The organism is Paenarthrobacter sp. 10L412 (assembly GCF_056395565.1).
This window is the reverse complement of the sequence record NZ_JBFTJT010000020.1, coordinates 50077-69480: the sequence shown is the minus strand read 5'-3', so window position 1 is coordinate 69480 and position 19404 is coordinate 50077. Positions and strand designations below refer to the sequence as shown.

20 protein-coding genes are annotated in these 19404 nt (G+C 61.6%); 11 read left to right on the top strand and 9 right to left on the bottom strand.

Annotated features, from left to right (window positions below; all coding sequences use genetic code 11):
• Positions 1 to 12: 12 nt before the first annotated feature.
• Positions 13 to 1509: a four-carbon acid sugar kinase family protein gene (locus tag AC1DD7_RS22330; protein ID WP_477516599.1), complete on the bottom strand. Its 1497-nt coding sequence runs from the start codon at positions 1507 to 1509 to the stop codon at positions 13 to 15.
• Positions 1510 to 1640: 131 nt separating this feature from the next.
• On the opposite strand from AC1DD7_RS22330, the gene AC1DD7_RS22325 reads away from it, so the two are divergent.
• Together AC1DD7_RS22325 and AC1DD7_RS22320 are read left to right on the top strand one after the other, a co-directional pair.
• Complete coding sequence (locus tag AC1DD7_RS22325; protein ID WP_477516598.1) at positions 1641 to 2444, top strand: alpha/beta fold hydrolase; 804 nt, start codon at positions 1641 to 1643, stop codon at positions 2442 to 2444.
• Between the two features lie 79 nt (positions 2445 to 2523).
• The gene (locus AC1DD7_RS22320; RefSeq protein WP_477516623.1) at positions 2524 to 3225 is read left to right on the top strand and encodes a FadR/GntR family transcriptional regulator; all 702 of its coding nucleotides are present in this window, start codon (positions 2524 to 2526) and stop codon (positions 3223 to 3225) included.
• A 74-nt stretch (positions 3226 to 3299) separates the two neighbouring features.
• On the opposite strand, the gene AC1DD7_RS22315 is transcribed toward AC1DD7_RS22320, so the two are convergent.
• The gene (locus AC1DD7_RS22315) at positions 3300 to 3731 is read right to left on the bottom strand and encodes a universal stress protein (protein ID WP_477516597.1); all 432 of its coding nucleotides are present in this window, start codon (positions 3729 to 3731) and stop codon (positions 3300 to 3302) included.
• Positions 3732 to 3904: 173 nt separating this feature from the next.
• Here AC1DD7_RS22315 and AC1DD7_RS22310 point away from each other — a divergent pair, with 173 nt between their 5' ends.
• Together AC1DD7_RS22310 and AC1DD7_RS22305 are read left to right on the top strand one after the other, a co-directional pair.
• Positions 3905 to 4711 carry an SDR family oxidoreductase gene (locus AC1DD7_RS22310; protein WP_477516596.1) on the top strand — a complete coding sequence of 269 codons (807 nt, stop codon included), beginning with the start codon at positions 3905 to 3907 and terminating at the stop codon, positions 4709 to 4711.
• A 108-nt stretch (positions 4712 to 4819) separates the two neighbouring features.
• Positions 4820 to 5029 (top strand): dodecin, encoded by a 210-nt coding sequence (locus AC1DD7_RS22305; protein WP_377667018.1) that lies wholly within the window; start codon positions 4820 to 4822, stop codon positions 5027 to 5029.
• 50 nt (positions 5030 to 5079) lie between these two features.
• Here the strand turns inward: AC1DD7_RS22305 and AC1DD7_RS22300 are convergent, their stop codons facing one another.
• Positions 5080 to 5964: a helix-turn-helix transcriptional regulator gene (locus AC1DD7_RS22300; RefSeq protein WP_477516595.1), complete on the bottom strand. Its 885-nt coding sequence runs from the start codon at positions 5962 to 5964 to the stop codon at positions 5080 to 5082.
• A 234-nt stretch (positions 5965 to 6198) separates the two neighbouring features.
• Between AC1DD7_RS22300 and AC1DD7_RS22295 the strand changes: the two genes are divergently transcribed.
• The 5 genes from AC1DD7_RS22295 (at position 6199) to AC1DD7_RS22275 (ending at position 11036) form a co-directional block, all read left to right on the top strand.
• Positions 6199 to 7020 carry an aldo/keto reductase gene (locus AC1DD7_RS22295; protein WP_477516594.1) on the top strand — a complete coding sequence of 274 codons (822 nt, stop codon included), beginning with the start codon at positions 6199 to 6201 and terminating at the stop codon, positions 7018 to 7020.
• Positions 7021 to 7047: 27 nt separating this feature from the next.
• Complete coding sequence (locus AC1DD7_RS22290; RefSeq protein ID WP_477516593.1) at positions 7048 to 8019, top strand: aldo/keto reductase; 972 nt, start codon at positions 7048 to 7050, stop codon at positions 8017 to 8019.
• Positions 8016 to 9038: an NAD-dependent epimerase/dehydratase family protein gene (locus AC1DD7_RS22285; RefSeq protein WP_477516592.1), complete on the top strand. Its 1023-nt coding sequence runs from the start codon at positions 8016 to 8018 to the stop codon at positions 9036 to 9038. The genes AC1DD7_RS22290 and AC1DD7_RS22285 overlap by 4 nt, the downstream gene beginning before the upstream one ends.
• An 83-nt stretch (positions 9039 to 9121) precedes the next feature.
• Positions 9122 to 9952, top strand: a complete 831-nt coding sequence (locus AC1DD7_RS22280) for an aldo/keto reductase (RefSeq protein ID WP_477516591.1) — start codon at positions 9122 to 9124, stop codon at positions 9950 to 9952.
• A 34-nt stretch (positions 9953 to 9986) separates the two neighbouring features.
• On the top strand, positions 9987 to 11036 hold the full coding sequence (locus tag AC1DD7_RS22275; protein ID WP_477516590.1) for a lactonase family protein: 1050 nt from the start codon (positions 9987 to 9989) through the stop codon (positions 11034 to 11036).
• On the opposite strand, the gene AC1DD7_RS22270 is transcribed toward AC1DD7_RS22275, so the two are convergent.
• Together AC1DD7_RS22270 and AC1DD7_RS22265 are read right to left on the bottom strand one after the other, a co-directional pair.
• Positions 11033 to 11263, bottom strand: coding sequence for a hypothetical protein (locus AC1DD7_RS22270; protein WP_477516589.1), 231 nt, complete (start codon positions 11261 to 11263; stop codon positions 11033 to 11035). The genes AC1DD7_RS22275 and AC1DD7_RS22270 overlap by 4 nt on opposite strands.
• Positions 11260 to 11457: a hypothetical protein gene (locus AC1DD7_RS22265; RefSeq protein ID WP_477516588.1), complete on the bottom strand. Its 198-nt coding sequence runs from the start codon at positions 11455 to 11457 to the stop codon at positions 11260 to 11262. The genes AC1DD7_RS22270 and AC1DD7_RS22265 overlap by 4 nt, the downstream gene beginning before the upstream one ends.
• Before the next feature lie 322 nt (positions 11458 to 11779).
• Here AC1DD7_RS22265 and AC1DD7_RS22260 point away from each other — a divergent pair, with 322 nt between their 5' ends.
• Positions 11780 to 14548, top strand: a complete 2769-nt coding sequence (locus tag AC1DD7_RS22260) for an alpha-amylase family glycosyl hydrolase (protein ID WP_477516587.1) — start codon at positions 11780 to 11782, stop codon at positions 14546 to 14548.
• Between the two features lie 67 nt (positions 14549 to 14615).
• Here AC1DD7_RS22260 and AC1DD7_RS22255 read toward each other — a convergent pair whose 3' ends face one another.
• A complete protein-coding gene (locus AC1DD7_RS22255; protein WP_477516586.1) occupies positions 14616 to 15647 on the bottom strand; it encodes a hypothetical protein in 1032 nt (343 codons plus the stop codon).
• A 1-nt stretch (position 15648) separates the two neighbouring features.
• Positions 15649 to 16158, bottom strand: coding sequence for an RNA polymerase sigma factor (locus tag AC1DD7_RS22250; RefSeq protein ID WP_477516585.1), 510 nt, complete (start codon positions 16156 to 16158; stop codon positions 15649 to 15651).
• Between the two features lie 137 nt (positions 16159 to 16295).
• Between AC1DD7_RS22250 and AC1DD7_RS22245 the strand changes: the two genes are divergently transcribed.
• Complete coding sequence (locus AC1DD7_RS22245) at positions 16296 to 17273, top strand: serine hydrolase domain-containing protein (protein WP_477516584.1); 978 nt, start codon at positions 16296 to 16298, stop codon at positions 17271 to 17273.
• Between the two features lie 57 nt (positions 17274 to 17330).
• Here the strand turns inward: AC1DD7_RS22245 and AC1DD7_RS22240 are convergent, their stop codons facing one another.
• Both AC1DD7_RS22240 and AC1DD7_RS22235 read right to left on the bottom strand, forming a co-directional pair.
• Positions 17331 to 18383, bottom strand: a complete 1053-nt coding sequence (locus tag AC1DD7_RS22240) for a HoxN/HupN/NixA family nickel/cobalt transporter (RefSeq protein WP_477516583.1) — start codon at positions 18381 to 18383, stop codon at positions 17331 to 17333.
• On the bottom strand, positions 18383 to 19312 hold the full coding sequence (locus AC1DD7_RS22235; RefSeq protein WP_477516582.1) for an urease accessory protein UreD: 930 nt from the start codon (positions 19310 to 19312) through the stop codon (positions 18383 to 18385). Before AC1DD7_RS22235 ends, AC1DD7_RS22240 begins: the two co-directional genes overlap by 1 nt.
• Positions 19313 to 19404: the final 92 nt, after the last annotated feature.

The following is a 19404-nucleotide window of genomic DNA, read 5'->3' as shown; positions in this document are numbered from 1 at the left end:
GAATTTTTGCTGTTAGAAAGTGGCGCTGAGTTTGCGGGTGACCTGGGCGAGCGACTGGTCATCGCCCACATTGCCGGCGAACACGATGTAAGGGATGCCTTTCGCGGGGCCATCCACCGGTTCCCAGAGCGAGACGATGCCCGGCAGCATGGGGCCGCGAACGATCGCGTGGCGGATTTCCAGGCCGTGCGCCGCAACATCCGAGGACGTGATGCCACCCTTGGCGATGACGAACCGCGGCGGGAAGGTTTTCAGCGTCCGGTTCACCACATTGACGACGGCGGCCGAGACTGTGCGGGCGATCTTCAGGCTCGCTGCGGCGTCGTCGGTCTTGATGAGCAGGCGGCTGGTGTGGACGATCACGTCGCCTTGGTGCAGGGCATCGACGACGTCGGACACCACGGTGGCAATGTAACCGTCAGCTTGGGGAACCAGCAGCTTCTCAACGTCGATCTCGACAATCCGCGCGGAGCTGTGCGCGGTCGTCAGGGCGCCGAGCTGGCGGGTTGTCACGCCGACGTGGGAGCCAACCACGATCAGGCCACCGGCTGTGGAGGGAGTGTTGCCCGCGTACGCCTCTTCGGAGGTCAGTGCGGTGCGGATTTCCTGGCCGATCCGCCCGCGGACGAACGGGGGGCCTACGCGGTAAAGGAGCTTCTTGCCGCGGCGTTCGGCTTCTTCCAGGCCAAGCGCGAGGGCACGCAGATCGTTTTCGGTGACGATGTCGGCCACGATCGGAGTCGAGTTGGTAGCTGGCTCAAGGGCATCGGCGATGGCTTTGGCGGAAATGGCGGGGTCCTGGGCGGAGGCACCGGCGCGGATGATGTTCAGGTCCAGGACGATCACGTCGCTGGCCCGGAACCTGCCCTGCGACTTCTCCTCTACATACTTTGCCATCTCGGAGTTGCCGAAGCCGAAGCTGGCGTCCTTGGCGAATTCCGTCTCTGCCACGGGGGTGAGCTTGCCGGCTTCTTCCCCTGTGCCGCGCATGTAGTGGACACCGCCGATGGTGACCCTTCCGGCGTCGGGGAATGCGGGGACGATTACTACGCCGTCGGTGGTTTCACCGGTCTCGGCAGCAACCGTGGCGGCAATGACATCGGGCTCCAGCGGGTAGTGGCCACGCAGGGTGGAGTCGCTGCGGCTAACAAAACCAAGGCGGAGCCCTGGGCTCGCGGAGGCCGCCGCCGCGAGTGCGTTACGGACAATCTCTTCGTTGCGCGCTGCAGCCTCCGCCGGATCCAGGCTGCGGGTGTTGGTCAGGACGTACACGGCGGGCTTGGTTTGGTTCTCACGGATGTGGGTGAAAGCCCAGGTGAAGTCCGCGACCTCCCAACGGGTGAGGACGGCGAGATCCGAGACGGACTGCGTTCCGGTGGGGTCGTCATCAAGGACAACCAGGATGCGTGGGGCCTGGGCCGAAGACGCGGCAACGGCGTCGGCAACCAGCTGGGCAGGAATGTGGACTTCCGCCGGGAAAGCGGCCAGAACGTCGGCTTCAAGGGTCACTGTGCACTCCATCGTGGGAAATCTTTGTAGCGGTTTCGTGAATGTAAGATGTCAGACATCTAACATTTCATGGTTAGTGTGACACAGCGCTCTTCGCCGCGCAAGATGCTGTGCGTCACTAGTCTGGAGACATGGCCGGCACCGCAGTTCCACTCCCTTTCGTGGACGTTCGAACCCCCTCGTCTCACGCCGACGGGCAAGTCCCAGTGGTGCTGATCCACGGATGGGCTTCGGGCTCCGTGTATTGGGAGCCGCTCGCGAAGATACTGCTCGACGCCGGACACGAAGTTTGGATCCTCGACCTCCCGGGCTATCACCCGGGTCAGGACCTGCCGTCCGACTTCTCGTGGACGTTGGACACCGCCGCCGCTTCGGTTGCAGCAGCGATCCGCGCCCGCACAGAAGGGCCGGTCCATCTGGTGGGGCATTCGATGGGCGGCAGCGTCTCACTGACTTTGGCGGCAAAGCATCCAGAACTACTGGCAACAGTGACCTTGGTGGGAATGGTTCCGGCGCCTCAAAACGAGGCCTTCAAGAACCTCTTGGTGTCACAGCTGAAGCAGGGATATTTCGACGCCGATACCAAGCTGAAGCTCATGAATGCTTGGTACGGGGACCTCTCCACGGACGACATGGAGCTGCTCAGCAAAGGATTCGATGCGCCGTTCCGGATTCTGTCCGCCAGCGCCTGGGCGGCCATGACCGGCGTCGAACCTTCAGTGCCCAGCCGCGTTCAGGCGCCGCTGCTGGTGATCGCTGGAACCGGAGACCGTGTGCGGTCCATCGAGCAGATGACTGCGTTCGTGGCGGCGAGCCCAACGCGCAGCTTAAAGTCAGTTCCCGACGCCGGTCACAACGTCCACTGGGAGCAGCCGGAAGAATGCGCCAAGACTTTGGATGAATTTTGGAAAACGAGCTGGCCACCGCCAGCGTAAGATGTCTGACAACCATCCGCGCTTGGAGGAAAACATCCATGAGGTGCCGGACGGTCTGAAATACAGGAAATGGGGATACATGGCACGCAAGTCGCTGGTGGGCGTCGTTGCTGATGAGCTGCTGGACCGGATCATCGCGGGCGAGTTTCCGCCCGGGACAATTGTCCCTGGCGAACTGGAGCTCAGCGCCCGGCACGAGGTGAGCCGCATGACCGTGCGCGAAGCCATGAAAACACTCGAGGCGCAGCGGATCCTCAGCGTGGAACGCGGCCGCGGCACGTTCGTTAATCCGCTGAACCAGTGGGCATCCCTGGAAGCCGTCCTGCGTGCGGCATCCGAAGGAACCAAAGACGCGGCAGCTGCCGTCCAGCTCATCGAGCTACGCCGGATGCTTGAAACCGGCGCCTGTGAACTCGCTGCGGAACGTATCTCGGACAATGAACTGATCGCCCTCAAAGACCACGTTGAAAAGATGCAGGCCGCACACGAGGTTAACGACGTGGCCGCCTTTGTGGAAGCTGATCTCGCCTTCCACGATGTCATCCTCCATGCCTCGGGCAATGTGTTCGTGGCTGTACTGTTCGAGCCACTGCATCGTGTACTTGAGGCCCGGCGTACGGAAACTTCAGCTTTCGCTGAAATCCAGGAGCACGCGATCGGCCATCACCGGAAAATCGCCGCGGCCTTGGACTCGCGGAATCCGCACGAGGCGCGGCTGGCCATGGACGCCCACATGCAGCAGACCTTGGACGATCTGAAAACGTACGTCTTGGAGGCGTAGGCCCAAAACTGAGGGACAGCACTTGTCGCTATGCGTGCTCAGAGCGACAAGTGCTGTCCCCTACTTGGGAACGGCTACGCCTCCACGTCCGTGTTCACGATGTAGACGTCGCACGGAGCACCGTGCGCCACGCTGTTGGCGATGCTGCCAAGGACACGGCCCAGGCCCTTCATCCGCTTGTTTCCCACGACGATCAGCGAGGCGTTGTTGGTCTCGGCGTAGTTGATGAGCGCGTTGGCCGGCGTACCGCGGGCTGCGAAGTACTTGATGTTGCCGCTGGGGACATCGAGTTCCTCAGAGACCTTGCGGGCCACGTATTCTGCGGAGTCGGCCGAAGAAACCGTGATCCGGTCGCTGCCGCTGCCAAATTCTTCAATGCGGTCATCGGAGAACCCGCTGATGACATGCAACTCGGCGCCGAGGGCTGTGGCAAGCTTCGCTGCTGCCACTGCTGCGCGTTTGGCCGTTTCGCTGCTGTCAACGCCGACGACAATAACTTCAGACATGAGTACTCCTGGTTGTGGGAATTCACTGGTGGTGCTGCTAAAAATCTACACTCGATCACCATCCGCCGCCGGGATCCGGGAAGAACCGGCATCTTCCAGCCCCGTGTTTACGATCCGGCGTGTCCGGGTAGGGATAAGTCATCGGAACCATCACGCGACCGAAAGGCAAGGACATGAGCGAGGCATCATTTTCCCCGCAAACCGCCATCGTCACAGGATCTGACTCAGGGATAGGACGTGCCACGGCGGTTGCACTGGCGAAGGCAGGCATGGATGTCGGCATCACCTGGCACACGGACCAGCAGGGTGCCGAGGACACCGCAGAAGAGGTCCGCGGCCTGGGCCGCAAAGCGGTGGTGCACCACCTGGACACCACGAACGTCTCCGAAACCGCTGCCAGCATTGACAAGCTGGCCGAGGAACTCGGGGGCGTGGACGTGTTCGTGAACAATTCCGGAACGGGCGATGGCACCAAATTCCTGGAACTGGACTACGACACCTGGATGTCCACCTTGGACACCAACCTCAACGGCGCATTCGTCGCCATGCAAGCGGCTGCCAAACGCATGGTCAATGCGGGGCGCGGCGGACGCATCATCGCGGTCACCAGCGTGCACGAGTTCCAGCCGCGTGTGGGAGCCTCCGCCTACGACGCCTCGAAGCACGGCCTTGGCGGGCTCATCAAGACCATGGCACTGGAACTCGCAGAGTTCGGGATCACCGCCAACAACGTGGCTCCCGGTGAGATCGCAACACCCATGACGGGCCAAACGGACGAGGACCCCAGGCAGAAGGAACGGCCGGGCGTGCCCCTTGGCCGTCCAGGTGACGCACGGGAAATTGCGGCGGTCATCACTTTCCTGGCCTCCCCGGATTCCAGCTACGTCACTGGCGCCTCGTGGCCGGTGGACGGCGGAATGCTCCAGATGGGACCGCATGCAGGATCGCACATCACTGGCAATGACTGGCGCGAAAGCTGAGCCCGCCAGACCTCTGGCCCGCACGGACGTCCGTGGGCTAGTCTGCAGGAACGGCCTGCCGAGCGGGCCAGCATTTTCAAAGATTCAGGGACGATGATGAGGAGCACCATGGCTGACCACACATATAGCGTTTCCGAAATTGTTGGCACTTCTTCCGAGGGCGTCGATGCGGCCGTCAGGAATGGAATCGCCGCCGCCTCCCAGACGCTGCGTAACCTGGACTGGTTCGAGGTGAAAGAGATCCGCGGTCATCTGGAGGACGGCGCAATTGCCGACTGGCAGGTAACCATCAAGCTTGGTTTCCGTTTGGAGCGCTGATCCCTCCGCTAGCTAACACTTGACGCCCATGTTCCGAAAAAACATGGGCGTCAATTGTCATCCCGGCGGACGGGTTCGGGCGCCGGGGTGGTCGCTGCCGATACCTCGCCAAAGCTGCTGAGCAGCGTCAGGGCGTCCGACGACGGCGAACCGGCCTTCGCAGAATGGACCCGCAGGAGCTGGTCCGGATCGTCCGGGAGGCTTAGCGTTTCAAAGTTCAGTTCAAGATCGCCAACCAGTGTGTGGTGCAATCTCACCGTGCCGGCAGAGCGTGACGCCACCCTGTGCCCAGCCCACCATTGACGGAAATGCTCACTGTGCACTGCAAGTTCGCCTACGAGCTGGTTGGTTTGGGGATCGTTGGGGTGCCTGCCGACGTCCATGCGCAAGGCGCCCACTGCCTCGGCGGCCACGGTTTTCCAGTCCCTGAACAGGTCCTTGGCCGCGGGATCCAGGATGATCCAGCGGGTCAGGTTCCGTTCAGCCGCTGGCAGTGCCGTGAAATCCGTGAACAGCAGATGCGCCATCCGGTTTCCGGCCAGTACGTCCGCGCGTCGCCCAAGGACCATCGCGGGAACATCCCCGACGGCGTCCAGCAGCTGCCGCAACGCGGGGCGTACTTTTTGGGCGGGGCCGGGATTGCCGGCCGAACTTGCGCAGTGCTCCAGCAGGTCCAGCATGTGCGCGTGCTCCCCCGCGTCCAGGCGAAGTGCCCTTGCGACAGAGTCGAGGACAGCCTTGGACGGGTGGATGTTCCGGCCTTGCTCCAGGCGTGTGTAGTAGTCGGTGCTCACCCCGGAGAGCCTTGCCACCTCTTCACGGCGGAGACCTGGCACCCTGCGTGAGCCCGTGGACTCCTGGGCCCCGGCGTCCTCCGGCGAAAGGCGGGCACGCATGACTTTGAGGAATTTTCCGAACTCGGCGCTTTGACCCATCCGTCCATTCTGCCGTTATCGCAGCTGGCAAGGCCAGAGCAGGACCACCGATTTGGGTAGGACTGCCAGACCTAGGAAAAACAGGATCAGGCTGGATTGCTGACTCTCCGGCAAAAACTGAATAGGCTCAGTACAGAGCCTCCCGAAAACGCTTTCTGGAAAATCCGGCTTACCTCGGCCGAACTCACAGGAACCACGGGCAGGCCTGTGAATATCTACCTCGAAGGAGACCTCATGCCAGAGCTGACCCTAAACAATGGCGTCACTATTCCCCAGCTCGGATTCGGTGTTTTCCAGGTGCCTCCGGAAGAAACACAAAAGGTGGTGGAAGACGCTTTGGAGGCGGGGTACCGGCACATTGATACTGCCGCCGCCTATCGGAACGAGGCCGGCGTGGGCGCCGCCATCGCCGCCTCAGGTCTTCCCCGCGAAGACCTATTCATCACCACCAAGCTCCGCAACGGAGAGCAGGGCGAGGCGTATGACGCCTTCCAACGCAGCCGCGACGCCCTCGGCTTGGACGTGGTTGACCTCTACCTGATCCACTGGCCCGTCCCTTCGCAGGAGCTGTACACCCAGGCTTGGAAGGAGATGGAGAAGCTCTACCAGGACAAGCAAATCCGGTCCATCGGCGTCTCCAACTTCCTCACAGACCACGTTGACCAGCTGTTGCGGGAAGCTGACGTAGTGCCGGCCGTGAACCAGATCGAGCTGCACCCCACGTTCCAGCAGGCCGATCTCGCAAACAAGTGCCGCGATCTCAGCATCGCCGTTGAGGCGTACAGCCCGTTGGGGCAGGGCAAGGACCTGAACGCCGAGGTAGTGGCCCTGGTCGCTGCCGCACACGAAACAACCCCGGCCCAGGTAATTCTGGCCTGGCACCTCGCGCAAGGAACCATCGTGATCCCCAAGTCCGCGGACTCTGCCAGGATGCGGGAAAACCTCGGAGCCGGCGATCTCACCCTCACACAATCCGAACTGGCTGCCATCACCGCCCTCGAGGCCGGCGCCCGCATAGGTTCCGATCCCGCCGTCGCGGCTTTTACCCAGTTCTAAAACAGACCACGTAAAGGACACAAAAACATGCAGTACACCCATTTGGGCCGCTCCGGCCTGAAAGTTTCACGACTCTGCCTGGGCACCATGAACTTCGGCCCCCAGACCGACGAAGCAACAGCGCACTCCATCATGGATTCCGCACTGGATTCCGGCATCAACTTCTTCGACACCGCCAACGTTTACGGCGGATCGGGTCATCGGGGATGGACCGAGGAAATCATTGGGCGCTGGTTCGCGAAGGGCGGCGAGCGCCGGGAACGGACTGTGCTGGCCACCAAGCTGTACGGCACCATGACGGATCGCCCCAATGAATCAAAGCTCTCCGCGCTGAACATTCGCCGGGCCCTGGATGCCAGCCTGAAGCGGTTGCAGACGGATTACATCGATATCTACCAGTTCCATCACATCGATCGTCAGACACCGTGGGATGAGATCTGGCAGGCAATCGAAGTGGCCGTCCAGCAGGGCAAGATTCTGTACTCCGGCAGCAGCAACTTTGCCGGCTGGCACATTGCCCAGGCCCAGGAAGCCGCCCGCAGGCGGAACTACACCGGTCTGGTCAGTGAGCAATCCATTTACAACCTCTTCCGGCGCGAACTGGAGCTTGAGGTCATCCCCGCCGCACAGCATTACGGTCTCGGCTTGATCCCGTGGTCTCCGCTGCAGGGCGGCCTGCTGGGTGGCGTACTGAAGAAAGAGGAGCAGGGCGTTCGCCGCACGGAAGGTCGTGCGCTGGAGACGCTGCGCAAGCATGAGGACCAGATTCGTCAGTACGAGGATTTCGCGGACGAACTCGGGCAGAAGCCCGGCGACGTTGCCGTGGCTTGGTTGCTCCATCAGCCTGCCGTGACGGCACCGATCGTTGGACCGCGCACCCAGGAGCAACTGGATGCCGCAATCCGCGCCCTGGACGTGACCCTCAACGAGGACGCCCTCAAGCGCCTCGATGACATCTTCCCGGGCCACCGCACCGCCCCGGAGGACTACGCCTGGTGAGCAGCCTCCTCCCACAAGCGGACACCGTCCGGCCGCGGAACATCCTGTTCATCGGCGGGACCGGCGTCATCAGCGCGGCTGCGGCTGAACGCGCCGTCGCGCTGGGCCACCGGCTGACCATCCTCAACAGGGGACGGTCAGCCGGGCGGCCGGTTCCCGAGGCCGCCGAGGTGCTCCACGCCGACATCCGGGACACCGAGGCTGTGCGGGAGGTACTTCGCGGAAGGGAGTACGACGCCGTAACAGACTTCATCTCCTTCACTCCGGCTCATGCGCGGGCTGGCTTGGAGATGTTCCGGGGGAGGACTGGTCAGTATGTTTTTATAAGTTCCGCCTCCGCTTACCAAAAACCGCCCACCACCTTGCCCATCAAGGAATCGACTCCTCTGAAGAACCCGTTTTGGAAGTACTCGCAGGACAAGATTGCCTGTGAGGAATTGTTCTTTGAGGCCTACCGCGAGCAGGACTTCCCTGTGACGGTGGTCCGGCCATCCCACACCTATGACCGGACCAAGATCGCGCTGGTGGGTGGTTGGACGGACATTCACCGGATGCGCGCGGGAATGCCCGTGTTGGTTCATGGGGACGGGACCTCCCTATGGACGCTGACCCACAGCCGTGATTTCGCCAAGGCCTTCGTCGGCCTCTTGGGAAGACCGCAGGCTGTCGGTGAGAGCTACACCATTACTTCGGACGAGTTCTTGCCGTGGAACCAGATCTATCGTCTCTTCGCCCGGGCAGCCGGCGTTCCTGAACCCGAGCTGTTTCATGTTTCCTCCGAGACCGTCGCCGCCCACAGCAAAGAGCTAGGCCCCAACCTCCTGGGGGACCGCTCGCACTCGGTGGTGTTCGATAACTCCAAGATCAAAGCACTCGTGCCGGACTATCAGGCAACCATCCCGTTCGCGGATGGTGCGAGGGAGATTATCGACTGGCACGATCAGCATCCCGGGCTGCAGGTGGTTGCGGAAGACTTCATGGAGCTGAGCGATCGGCTTTACGACTGGTCTCGGCGGTAGCTGTTGCCAAGCAGCCAGTGGCCAGCGTAGAACAGCAAAGAGACCCGCCGGCCGAGATTCAAGCATTAGAGGAGATCATGCTCATGACACTTGCCCCGCTCATTGAACTCAACGACGGCTACAAGATCCCCCAATTGGGGTTGGGTACCTGGCCCCTGGATGATGCCCAGGTTGCTGAGGCCGTAGTGGAAGCTGTGTCCTGCGGCTATCGACACATTGATACGGCGGTCAAATACGGCAATGAGAAGGGAGTGGGCAACGGTATCCGCTCCTGCGGGGTGGACCGGGGTGAGCTCTTCATCACCACCAAGCTGGACGGCGGATTTCAAGGCTCGGGCAAGGCAGTGGCTGGGCTCGACGGCTCGCTGGAACGACTGGGGCTGGACTACGTTGACCTGCTGCTGATCCACTGGCCGCTCCCCCGCCGTGACGAGTTCGTCTCCACCTGGAAGACCTTCGAGGAACTTCAGGCCTCTGGCAAGGTACGGTCCATCGGCGTTTCCAATTTCAAGCCTTCGCACCTGGACCGGCTGTTGAGTGAGACGGATGTTGTTCCAGCGGTCAACCAGATTCAGGTCAATCCCACCATCCCGCGTCCTGTTGCCATCGCGTTCAACGAGCAGCACGGGATTGTCACGGAATCGTACAGTCCGCTAGGTGCAAGCAGCGACCTCCTGAATGCCCCGGTTTTGGCGAGCATCGGCACCAAGCATGGAAAGACGCCCGGCCAAGTGGTTCTCCGTTGGCACGTCCAGCAGGGCCTGGTTGCCATCCCCAAGACCGCCAATCCGCAACGGATGCGGGAAAACCTTGAGGTGTTCGACTTCGAGCTGGACCAGGATGATCTTAGAAGGCTGCAAACCCTCGACGCCGGTCCTGATGCGGGCGTCGACTCGGACGTGCAGGGACATTGATGGATTGGGGCCACTAAGCATGGGGGAATACAGCATGGAAACAGCAGGCACAGAAACGCTGATCTGGACCGGGTCCTACACCGCGGACCGGAATGGAAATGGCGAAGGGATCGGCGCCATCACCCTGGATACAGACGGGAAACTCACTTCGTTTGGCCTGGCTGTCGCAGCGAACTCCCCGTCCTTCCTCGCCGTCCACCCAACCGTCCCTGTGCTCTATGCCGTGGCCGAGGAAGGCAAGATGGTACGCGCCTACCGCCGTACGGGCACCGCTGAACTGGAGCAAATGGGCGAGCCGTGGCTGGCGGGCGAGGCTGCTTGCCACGTCGCGACGGATCCACAGGGCCGGTTCATTGTGGTTACCTGCTGGGGTGACGGCCGGGTGATTCTTTACGAACTGGACCACGACGGCGCCATCACGTCGCGGACCAGCGCGGAAGCCGCCGTCGACCCCCATCAGACTGGACCCACCGACGAGCCGCGGCCCAGCCGCGCACACTCAAGCCTCATGCTTCCCGATGGTCGCGTGATGACCACGGACCTCGGACACGATCTTGTGCGGATTTGGCGGTATGAGCCCGGCCAGGGTCTGTTGCCCGACCACCACGTGATCCTGCCCAAGGGCTCCGGCCCGCGTCACATGGTGCGGCATCCCAGCGGTACGGTTTTCATCGACACGGAGTACTCGATTGAGGTTGCAGCCGTGAGGGCCGAACCCCAAGGAGTCTACGAACTCACGGCCGTGGTTCCCGCCAGTGTCAACAAAGCGTTCGACGGCGACTCCGCCGCCGAGATTGCAATGTCCACTGACGGTCGGTTCGTCTACGTGGGAGTCCGCGGCTCCAACCGGATCTGTGTCCTGAAGGTGGGCGCACAGGGCACGGACGTGACACCCCTGGCCGATGTGCCAAGCGGGGGCGATTGGCCACGGCACCACCTGGTCCACGACGGCTGGCTCTTGGTGGTGCATGAAGGTTCCAACGATGTCCTGAGTTTCAGGCTCGACCCCGAAACCGGCCTGCCCGACGGTCCCGTGGGCAGGGTAGAGACAGGGTCCCCGAGCGCGCTGGTTCCGGCGGGTTAGGCCGCCCAGACCTGGACGTCGTCCGTTCCGCAGAACAGCTTGCGGCCAGTGGGTTCAAGGACCACCCACAGCAGTTCCTGGTGGTGGGAAACGTCGTCAACACGGCCGGTACCGGCACCCCAGGAGACGTCGTAGATCCAGACGCGATCCCCAGCGCCCAGTTCAGTCCACTGGGCTGCCGGCACGTGCCGGTAGTCGGCGGGCCTGTTCAGGATGGAGCTGGTCATGCTGAGACTTCGCCGGCGGTCCGGCGCCGCCAGACAGTGGGCACTCCATTGTGCGCCGGGAGGACGTGACCTTCGGCGAACACCTGGACGGCATCAGGCTCAGAGTCCGGGCTCCACAAACCCGAGGCCGGGCAGTGGGAACCGGTGGGCATGACACGGGTGGCTCGTTCGCGCAGGAGGGCGATGCTCTTCATCGTTGAAACTCATCCTTGGGTAGTTCAGGGCGCTGCATGCTGTGAAGCAGGCCCTGGTGTGAAGCAGATCTCCTCAACCCTATGCAAGTCATGGATGGTTCGTTATAGGCAATTGCATAGCATTTCCGCATGGTGTCATGCAGGCGAACAATAGGATTTCCGCTCGTTCTCGGTTAGAAGTCCTGCAAACGCTTCCAGATTCGAAGCACGTAACAGCTCTTCACATCTAAAAAACCTTCTATTTCTGTGGAATCCATCGAAGCAAGCGCTTACAGTTGTGAGTTGCCACACAGCAGAGTCGCTTAGCGGAAGGTTTCATCACTTGCTATCTCGCAGCTATAGATCCATTGTCCCCGCCGTCGTACTCGCCACCGCAGTGGTGACGGCATCCACCGTCCTGCCCGCCAGCGCGGCGGTCGCTACCAAGAAAACCCCGCCTGATCCCGGCGGCCAACACTCGGTCCGCGGCGGCGTCAGTGATCAGAACTTCTACTTCGTCATGGCTGACCGCTTCAACAACGGCACAAAAGCCAACGACGACGGCGGGCTGGGTTCGGATCCGATGGTGTCCGGCTACGACCCCACCCGCAAGGGCTTCTACAACGGTGGTGATCTGAAGGGCCTCCAGGACCGTTTGGACTACATCCAGGGTTTGGGAACGAATGCCCTTTGGCTTACGCCGAGCTTCAAGAACAAAGCTGTCCAAGGCGGCGGCGAGCTGGACAACAGCTCTGCCGGATACCACGGGTATTGGGTTACGGACTTCACACAGATCGATCCCCACTTGGGCACGAACGCGGAGCTGAAGACGCTCATCGATGCCGCCCACGCCCGGGGCATGAAGGTCTACTTCGACATCATCACCAACCACACTGCGGACGTGGTCCAGTATCAGGAGTCGGAGTCAGCGCCCTACATTTCCAAGGAAAGCGAGCCGTACCGCACGGCGGCCGGTGAGGCCTTCGATGACCACGATTACGCCGGCACGCAGGACTTTCCAGCACTGGATCCAGCCACGTCCTTCCCCTACACGCCGGTGGTCCCCGAAGCCGAGAAGAACGTCAAGGTTCCCGCATGGCTCAACGACTCCACGCTCTATCACAACCGTGGCAACACCACCTTTTCCGGCGAGGACGCGCTCTACGGTGACTTCTTTGGCTTGGACGATCTGTTCACGGAGAATCCCCGCGTGGTCAACGGATTTGTTGATGTCTACAAGAGTTGGATCCACGACTTCGGGATCGATGGCTTCCGCATCGACACCATGAAGCACGTCAACGATGAATTCTGGCAGCAGTTCGGCCCGCAGGTCCTGAGCTATGCCAAGGAGCAGGGCAAGGACGAATTCTTCATGTTTGGCGAAGTCTTCGACACCTCCAAGAGCGTCACGTCCAAATTCACCACCAGGAACAAGATGCAGGCCGTTCTCGATTTCGGTTTCCAGGGAGCTGCCCGCAGCTTCGCCTCCCAGAGCAGCAAGGCCAGCGGTTTGGCCGAGTTCTTCAACGGAGATGACTGGTACACGGATGCAGATTCCAACGCCTACCAGCTGCCCACCTTCCTCGGGAACCACGATATGGGCCGTATCGGCACGTTCATTGCCCAGGACAATGCAGGAGCCTCCGACGCCGAACTCGTCGAGCGCGATGAACTCGCCCACGAGCTGATGTACTTCTCCCGCGGTAACCCCGTTGTCTACTACGGCGATGAGCAAGGATTCACCGGGGCAGGCGGGGACCAGGACTCGCGGCAATCAATGTTCGCCAGCCAGGTTCAGGAATACCTTGACGACGACCTTCTGGGCACGAGCGCGACGCATGCAACGGACAATTTCGATACCGGCCACCCGCTGTACAAGAAGATCAGCGAACTTGCTGCACTCACCGCCGAGCACCCCACACTCCGCAGCGGTGCACAGCAGAACCGCTACGCTGCCGACGGCCCGGGGATTTACGCCTTCTCCCGCATCGATGCCAAAGATCAACGTGAGTACGTGGTTGCCGTGAACAACAGCGAGAGCGCCCAGACCGCGGAGATCCCGACGTACGAGGCGAAGCAGCCGTTCAACCTCATTTATGGCGACGCTGCAGCCGACGCCAAGACTGACACTCAGGCGAAGCTGACCGTTACGGTTCCTCCGCTTTCCACCGTGGTGTACCAAGCAGCGGGGCGACTCGCGCAGTCCAAGGCGGCACCCGGCGTCGTACTCAAGAAGCCAGTCACGGCCGCCGGTGACGCTTCCCGCCTGAAGGTGACGGCCGACGTCGACGGTAACTCGTTCTACGAAGTCACCTTCCAGGAGCGGACGGCGGGCAGCGAGTGGCAGTCGATTGGCACGGATGACAACGCGCCCTACCAAGTGTTCCACGACGTATCTTCCCTGGAGTCCGGCACGTCTGTGGAGTACCGCGCAGTGGTGCTGGACAACAGGGGACAGACTTCGGCGAGCGAGCCGCGAAGTGGTGTGGTGGGTGAGCCCGTGCAGCCCGAAACCGTGACCGTTGCCGGCAGCCTCAACACCGAGCTTGGCTGCACGGATGATTGGCAGCCGTCGTGTGAGCAGGCGTCGATGACGTACGAACCCACGCATCGTCTGTGGCAGCTGAACGTCCCGAACCTCCCGGCGGGAACGTATGAGTTCAAGGCTGCGCTCAACGGTTCGTGGGATGAGAACTATGGAGCTGGTGGCGTTCTGAACGGTCCGAATGTGGTGTTCACGCACCCTGGCGGCGCCGTCACGTTCTTGTACGACCATGCAACGAACGTGATCAGCGCCGCGGTTGCCGGTCAGCAGCCTGCTGCCGTCTCCGTTCCCGGTAGCCTGAACTCCGAGCTCGGCTGTGCCGGCGACTGGATGCCCGATTGCCCACAGGCCCAGCTTGCCTTGGATCCTGCAGATGGGATCTGGAAACTTTCAGTGCCGAACTTGCCTGCAGGGAACTACGAGTTCAAGGCCGCGATCAACGGCTCCTGGGCTGAGAACTACGGTCTGGGTGGCGCCGCGAACGGCAGCAACATCGCCCTGAAACACGACGGCGGCCCGGTCACCTTCCGGTACGACCCCGCCAGCCATCTGCTCACCCCCCGCTAGCCCAACTAACTGGCATTTGTGGTTGTTATGACGCCTCGTACCAACCACAAATGCCAGTCAGATGGGGTTATTTGTAGCTGACGCTCAGCAGAAGGGCTTTCAGCTGGGCGTACTGGGTGCTGCCCATCCAGGCCTTCGCTGCCTCGGGTGTGGCGAAGGTTGGTTGCTTGGCAGGATCGAACACAACGTATGCGTTCATGAACCCGTTGGGCATCCGGATCAGGTTGGTGCCAGAGGTAGTAATTCCTGCCTCCAGCTCGGACGACAACCGAATATCCATGGCGTAAATGGGAGGATCATCGCTGGGGCCGGAACGAGCTGAGGGCATGCCCTCGTAGGCCGGTCCCTCGTAGGGGATGAATTGGATTTTGTTTGAAAAGAACCCAAACTCCACTTGCTCACCTGACATGTCCCTGATTCCAGGAACCACTGCCCGGTCCAGGACTGTCCGATCCACGCGCCCCGCCGTGCCGTCTCCGTAGAACCCGCTGGACACAAAGGCGACCTTGTCCCCGGCGCTGTCCAGGATGGTGGCCCCTTGGGATGCGGCCTTCGTTTCCTCCGAAAGATATGGACCCTGCTCCGTCCGAACAGTCCAGCCGCTCGGGTAGTTGAAGGAGATGTGTCCATCCGGGAACGTGAACTTTTGCAAGGCTGCAGCTGGCGGCGCTGTAGGTGTGGGTGTTGGTGCCACCGTCGGAACGATCGCAGGAGCCGGCTGAGTGGGCGTGACCGGCGTCGGAGCGCTGGACGGGGTCACTGCTGCGCTGGCCGAAGGTGTGGCGGACATGCTTGGCGTTGGCGTTGGTTCAGGGGTTGTGACGGTGACTGCCGGCGCCGGCGTCGAGCTCACTGGCCCAAAGTTGGCAGCCACGAGGACGCCAGCAGTGACAGCTGCCGCTCCCAGCAACAACGCTCCGGCAATCCGGACCTTTCGTTTCCTGCGATCTTGGAGGGAGATCACGCCAGCCGGCACAGTGTCGCTGAAGACCCTGGGCCCGGTCAGCATACGAGCCAAAGCTTCTTCGCCGTTGATTTCGGCCTCTGGTTCCTGGGCAAGAGGGTCGATCGCGGAAATCTGGCTCTTGATCTGGTCCATCTCAGACTCCCATCTTGTGTGTAGTCGTTTCGACACCTGCAGGCATCTGTTTCCGGAAAGCACCACGTGCGCGGTGCAAGCGGACCTTGGCTGCTGATTCACTGCAGTTGAGTACCCGCGCGATTTCGGCACAGCCCAAACCTTCCCAATAGGCCAACTGGAGGATGTCCCGGTCCTGGTCGCGGAGGCGGGCCATGGCATCCTGTACAACGACGTTCTCGGAGTCGTCCCCGAAACGCTCCACCGCCGTCGTGCGTAGTTTTTCCTGCAGTGCCTGTTGCCGGTCACGGCTCCGATAAGCATTCCCGACGAGATTGCGCGCAACAGCGAGCAGGTATGGAATATCGGGTTGGGAGTCGTCGTCCCATTTCTGCCAAAGGACCCGGAAAACGTCCGCCGCGATTTCTTCGGCAATTTCCGCCGATTCCACCCTGCGGCGGACAAATCTGAAAACGGACGGATAGCTGTTTTTGTGAATGGCGATAAACGCCAGTTCGCGCTCGGAAAGCACGATTTTCCCCCTGAAAGTAGTGTCCTGAACTGCAGGATACTTCTATAGTTTCCGGCCCACGTCCCGGGGTTACACGCGGCTCGGAGAATTTTCGATAGATTCGTCTCACCGAACCCGAGCGAAAGCGTGGAAGTCACATGGTGGAATCAGGTCGCGCGGCAGACTGGGCCCGCAAACAGGTGGACCAAGGGCGCGTGCCGGTGGCCGTGCTGGGAATCGCATCCAGCCACGGCATCTCCGACGTCGTTGCCTTTGGGCACGACGCCGGCCGGAAGGCAACCACCGATGACCACTTTGCGCTGTTCTCAGTCACCAAACCCATCAGCGCAATGACGGTGATGCGCCAGGTTGAACTGGGGAAATTGTCGCTCGGCAATGCATTGACGGACGCGCTCCCCGGCTTCGGCGCCGACCGCACGGACACCGTGACCCTCGAGCACTTGTTGAGTCACCGGTCGGGAATCATGGATACACAGCTCGACGGCGGCACTCCCCTCCGCGAGGACCTCACCACGGCGGAGCAAGCCTTCTATGCTGGCTCGTTGGTCCAGTACTGCAATGTGGCTTTCGAGGGCGCTGCCGCCATGGCCGAATGGGCCGACGGCCGCCCGTTCGAAGAGCAGGTTCGTTCATTGGCTGAGGACACCGGCGCGAAAGGCCTCACGTTCCACACGGACTGCAACCCGCACACAGTCCGTGGCGCAGAAGAGCAAGGCCTGGACGTTGAGGGGATGTACAGGAAGAAGCACCCTGGCGCTGGGTTGTTCGGCACCGCCACGGATCTGCTCAATCTCGGCACTGAGTTGCTGCGCGATTCCGGCAAGGCAGTGCGGCCCGCCACGCTTGCGGCCATGCGCCGGCCAAGGACCACCGGGGTTTCGCACATCAGTGTCCGGCCCAAGCCTTTGCGGCACACGGGCCTCGGTTTCCAGATGCCAGCCAACGAATCCGAGCTGATCGCCCAAGGGATCTACGGTCACCCCGGGTGGGCGGGCACGGAATGGTGGATGTTCCCGGAGCAGGACCGGTGCGTCGTGTTCCTGACGAACGTGCTGGATACCCCGGACCTTGGCGTGGACACCAATGAACTCTTCAACGCGGTGGCGGCCTCCTAACCCAAGTAAGTAGCAGCTGAGCGCGTTTTGAGGGCTCTAAACGCGCTGTGCTGCGACTTACTTGGGCTGGGGCGAGCGCATTAACCGGCCACGCCACGCGGAAACAGTCCACGCGATCACGAACAGGCCCACCAGGAGCAGGCCTGCGTCGCCAAGGTCGATCTCTCTCAACCAGGTGGTCAGCGGATCCTCGAGTTCAAACGCCGCGTTGACGAATCCCCCGAGCGTGATCACGGAGATGAACAGCGCCGAGACAGCCGAGATGCCGGTAATCACCACGTTGAAGCCGAGCTTTCGCTGAGGGTCGTTGATGGCGGTCTTGTACATTTTCATCATGGCCACGCCGTTGATGGAATCGCACAGTGTCATGGCAGCGGTGAACGCGAAGGGAAGCGCCATCAAGGCGAGCGGCGAGACTCCGGCGAGTGACGCCGTCGTGGTGATAACCAGCAGCCCGATGGTGGTGGCCGTATCGAAGCCGAGGCCGAAGAGGAAGCCAATCACGTAGATATTTCGCGGCCGCTCCACTTTTGACAGGGGCTTGGCCAGCAACCGGGCCACAAATCCCTTCGCTTCGAGGTCTGCTTCACGGATCGTTCCGCCGGCCTGGACGCCCCTATATACGTGCACGGCACGCAGGAAGGTCGAGCCGTTGAAGAGCCCCATCCCCAGCAGGAACAAACCCGACACCCCGCCACCGATCAGGCCCAACACCTTGTTGCCCGCGGTGCCGTCCTCCATGAATTGCCCTATCAGCGTTGCGCCCGCTGTCACCAGGAGCCCTGCCAGGATCACGACGGAACTATGGCCAAGGCTGAAGGCGAACCCGACACTCACCGGGTCCTTGTGCTGCGCCACGAACTTGCGCGTGGAGTTGTCGATCGCGGCGATGTGGTCCCAGTCGTAGCTGTGCTTGATTCCAGCCACATACGCGGTCACCACCAAGCCGAGCGCAAGCGGCTGCGCCGCCCCTGCCGAACCCAGCAGCAAAAGCACGACGGCGGCAACATGCAACGCCGCCACCGCACCGAACGTGAAAAGTAGCCGCGTCCGCAGTGGCAACTTCTCCCGGTCCCGGTATATGGCGGCGAACCCAGTCAACGCAGTCATCAATACTTCCTCAGATTCACGGGTCCCTGACCATACCAACGTTCACGGAGAACTGAGGTACAGGCGCCCACCAGATTATTGAGTTCGTCGGTGCTGTTGGACAACGATCTCAGCACAAGTCCAGTGGTACCGCCAACACTATTGGTCAATGAAACGCCCGTGTAAGCATCATGGTCCCGCGTCAAGTGGTGCAGCTCGTCGGCAAGCTCCTGATTCACCCGCGGATCCACAACCACCAACGACCCCACATGACTAAAGCCCTCCATGAACCCTATCCCAGTCACATCACCCAGCGGCGGCCTTATCAGGAGGTTATCGAGGACCAATAGCCGGGATCCCCCACCGGTCTCGACCTGGATCTCATTGCGCAGCCGCAACTCCTCGTACCGGAACACCCCACCGTCCGGCGACCAGCCCGGCGTAATGACTTCAGCCATGACAAGGCTCGACGTCGGGTGGAGACTGATGCTCGAATTCTGCCGGTAACTCGCCTCGCGATAGGCGATCAATTGGTCAGGCAGCAACTCCAACCGCGCCCCCTCCCCCAGCCGCACACGCATCCGCTGCTCAGCAAACGACCCCGGAGTCCGATACACCTTCGTGGCCGACTGAGTCGTCAACAGCAGCTCCGCCTCCGCCTGGACCTCCAAGTCAATAACAAACAGATCCGCCCCCAAATAGGCCCCGCCCGGATTAACCATGACAAAGCAAACCTGCCCGGACTGATCCAAATAATGCGGCCGCAACACTCTCAAAGCGCCCTCATGAAATTGCCGAGAAGCAACAGACCTCCCTCCGCGCACACTAACAAAAAGCTCCAACCGCCCCCGCACCCCTCGCTCCCCAACCGCTGAAACCAACCCGGCTTGCGACTCCACGCTCCCCCAAGGACCGACATCGCCGGTCGGGACCACGATGTGCGTGCTCATAATCCACCAACGCCAGGTGACTGGAACCCCGAAGCGCTGGAGCTGGACATGAAGGTTCGCCGAATGAGCGGTGACCCGCCAGCAGAGGCTGC